The organism is Sphingomonas sp. LH128 (genome assembly GCF_000293195.2).
Lineage (GTDB): Bacteria > Pseudomonadota > Alphaproteobacteria > Sphingomonadales > Sphingomonadaceae > Novosphingobium > Novosphingobium resinovorum_A.
Genome location: NZ_ALVC01000306.1, coordinates 1 through 2,909 on the forward strand (window position 1 = coordinate 1; position 2,909 = coordinate 2,909).

The window sequence follows — 2,909 nt, forward strand, 5'->3', positions numbered from 1 at the left end:
GGGCACATGCTGCATCTCCTGCTGGCGCGGAAAATCCTTGCCTTCGCCTTCACCCCTCCCCCTTCCCTTTCGCTGCCTCGGGCAGATTCAGGATGTCAGCGAGGGTCGGAGGTTGTGGCCAGCGGGGGCGACGGCCGAAGATAAGGCCCTGCTTGGCGGCATACTTGTGAAGCGCGCCCGCTTCGCGGCCGAGCGCTGCGGCAAGGTCTGCGAGGCTGATGCCATGCTCATGCGCGATGCGCAGCGCGGCCAGATGATCAGGCGTCCAGCGCTGGCGCCCTTCATGAACGAGCCCCAGAATATTCGCGCGCGTGAAGATGGCGGCGCGGGTACGGCCCATCTGCCGGGCCAGTTCAGGCGTCGGGGTTTTTCCGTAGTCGCGGCGAAGCCATGCTTCGTCGGCCTCGGACCAGTCAGGGCCAAGGCGCCAGCCTTTGGACCGGGCATGCGTGCCGCGAAGGTTCAGATATTCCGCGCGCCAGCGGATCGAGAAGACCGATCGGCCGAGCCGGTTGCGCAGAGGCGTGAGGCTGGCGTTTTCGCGGTAGGCTTTGATGAGGAGTTCATCTTCTTCGGGCATCCAGACGCGGCCCCAGCCCTTCCCCTGCCCGGTTCGCTGCATAAGCGCCTGAAGCGACGACTTGGTGCGGATGGCGAAGCCTTCCGTTCCAAGGATCACGCCGATCTGGGTATAGGTATGCCCAGCTTGCACGAGTTCGATGGCGCGCTCGATCTCGGCGTTGGTCCAGCCCTTGGGGCTGCTCGCGTGCTTGATGCCCAGCTTGCCTGCACGGCTGTAGACGCCGGCATGGGGTCTGCCGATGATCAGGGCGACCTGAGCCGTTGGAATGTCAGCCGCAAAGCCGGCGCGTAGCTGTGCATCCTCCCATGGTGTCCATGCCGGTGCTGCCTGTTCGCTGAGCCCAAGGATCGCGGCACGGGTATAGACTGCGCCACATGAGCGGCCGAGACGCGCCGCGATCGTAGCAGCGGGCTCTTGCCCGTAGGTCTGGATCAGTTCGTGATCTTCAAGTTCGCTCCACGGCCGCGTCGAATGGCGGCGTAGGCCAAGGGTGCAGACCTTGTCCCTGACACCTTGCAGGCCGCGGCCCAGGGCCTCGGAGATTTCCAGCAGTGGAATGTCGTCGGTAAAAAGCTGGCGCAAGGTGCGAACCTCCTGCGGGGTCCAGCTATCGGAGCGATACTGCATTTCGCCCAGCGGCGCCGATGCCTTCGGCACCGGGGCCGCGAGCGGCACAAGTTCGACGATGATCGGTGCGGTATCGTCGGTCATGACAGGCCGACCACATGAACATCGCTGAGACGGGCGCGGAGACGTGTATGGAGGCGCGCCATGCGGTCATCGGCGCGTGGCATGGTATCGACGGCCGAGAGCGCTGAGAGCACGTCCAGCGCTTGATCCACGGCCTCGCGCGTGATGCAAAGGTGCTTGGCCAGTTCGCTGGCGGTGGTGGCGTTGGGAGAAATCCCCTTCAAGGCCAGGCAGATCGCCGTTGCGGTCGGCGCGATGGGATCGAGCAGGAAGGCGTCGAGAGCGCGGCTGCCGCGAGCCTTCAGGCTTTCGTCGCGTCGGCTCGGTGTTTCGCGAAGATGCTCGAGGTCGAGCAGCTTTTGGGCCTCGGCATGGTCGAGGTCGGCCGCGCCATGCAAGTCCGGGGTGGCGCCGAGATGTTCGGTGATGGTCTGGTCGATCTTGGCGAGCAGCGGTGTGCGGGTGAGCGCGGGGCCGAAGGCGTAGAACTCGCCAGCCCGCAGGCTGCGCAGCTTTTCGGCCTCGCTGCGGCTGAATCCCAGAATGTCGGCGGCACGGATGATGTCGCGGTCGAAGACGTTGATGCCGATGAGGAAGTTCTGAAGCTCGGAGACGACGGAGCTGGAGAGCTTGGCGAGCCGCTGGGTCGCGATGATGGGTGCGATTCCGCGTTTGCGGCCTCGGGCGCACAAATCGGTGAGCGTTGCGACGCCAAGGCGGCGGGTTTCTGCGTCCTGCGCGGAACCGGCCTGATGAGGCGCGAGCAGGTGCCCTTCGTCGATCGCGACGAGAACGGTGTGTTTCCAGTCCTCACGCGGCGCGCCGACAAGGCCGGCGAAGAAGGCCGATGCCTTGATGATGCGCTGTTCGGGATCGAGGTCGGTGAGATCCAGATGAAGGGCAATGCGATGGTGCCTCGCGCGGGTCGCTGCGGCGGTCAGGCCATCGGCGGCGATTTCGGCGGCCTTGATCGTGGTGGCGCCGATGTGCGCGGCAAGGTTGCCGAACTCGCCCTCGGGATCGACGATCATGGTTTGAACGTAGTCGAAGGCTTCTTCGACTATGCGGCGCATGGTCTGGCTCTTGCCGGCACCGGACCCACCTTGAACCAACATGCGTCCCGCGAGGACGCGGGCGAGGTCCAGTTCGAGGGGACCATAGGGCGTTTGCCCGATGGGGACCGCGCAGCGCGGCGGCGCTGGCGGTCCCGGAAGTTTCACGATGTTGGACATGGGGCGGCTCCTTTCGGGTTGCTCGCCTCTCCCTTCCCCCTCCCCTCAAGTGAGCATCGGCGCCTCGATCAGCCTGCGGCCTCGGGCTAGAAGGTGAACTCGGAGGCAGCATAGGCCCGCCAGAGGTGGCCCTCGGCCTCGATCTGGTTTTCGAAGGTGCGGATCGAATTTCCGATGGTGACGATGAGGCCCTTTTCCTCATCCAGTTCGATATGGCCCGGCTCGTAGACGCGGCCTGGCCGGATGCAGGGGTCATTGTCGCCCATTTCGCAGCCTGCGGCCGAAAGGTCTGGCACGGTGAGCCCGGTGCAGCGCCAGAGGTCGAAGCGTTCGCCTTCGGCGCTCGAGGTCATGTAGCGCTCCCTGGCGATCGTCCATGCCGCGTTGACGTGATCGAGGTCATC

Annotated in this window: 3 protein-coding genes; all 3 read right to left on the reverse strand. The window is 65.2% G+C overall.

Annotation, left to right across the window (positions count from 1 at the left end; translation table 11 throughout):
* Positions 1 to 49: 49 nt before the first annotated feature.
* On the reverse strand, positions 50 to 1,294 hold the full coding sequence (locus tag LH128_RS22075) for a hypothetical protein (protein WP_008831909.1): 1,245 nt from the start codon (positions 1,292 to 1,294) through the stop codon (positions 50 to 52).
* On the reverse strand, positions 1,291 to 2,505 hold the full coding sequence (locus tag LH128_RS22080) for a type IV secretory system conjugative DNA transfer family protein (protein WP_008831910.1): 1,215 nt from the start codon (positions 2,503 to 2,505) through the stop codon (positions 1,291 to 1,293). Before LH128_RS22080 ends, LH128_RS22075 begins: the two co-directional genes overlap by 4 nt.
* Before the next feature lie 86 nt (positions 2,506 to 2,591).
* Positions 2,592 to 2,909, reverse strand: a 318-nt coding sequence (locus tag LH128_RS22085; protein ID WP_008831911.1) for a hypothetical protein, incomplete at its 5' end; no start/stop codon positions are given.

Bases quoted from the DNA above. Each gene is read 5' to 3' on its own strand.
- LH128_RS22075 (WP_008831909.1), bottom strand. From the start codon at position 1,294: ATGACCGACGATACCGCACCGATCATCGTCGAACTTGTGCCGCTCGCG.
- LH128_RS22080 (WP_008831910.1), bottom strand. From the start codon at position 2,505: ATGTCCAACATCGTGAAACTTCCGGGACCGCCAGCGCCGCCGCGCTGC.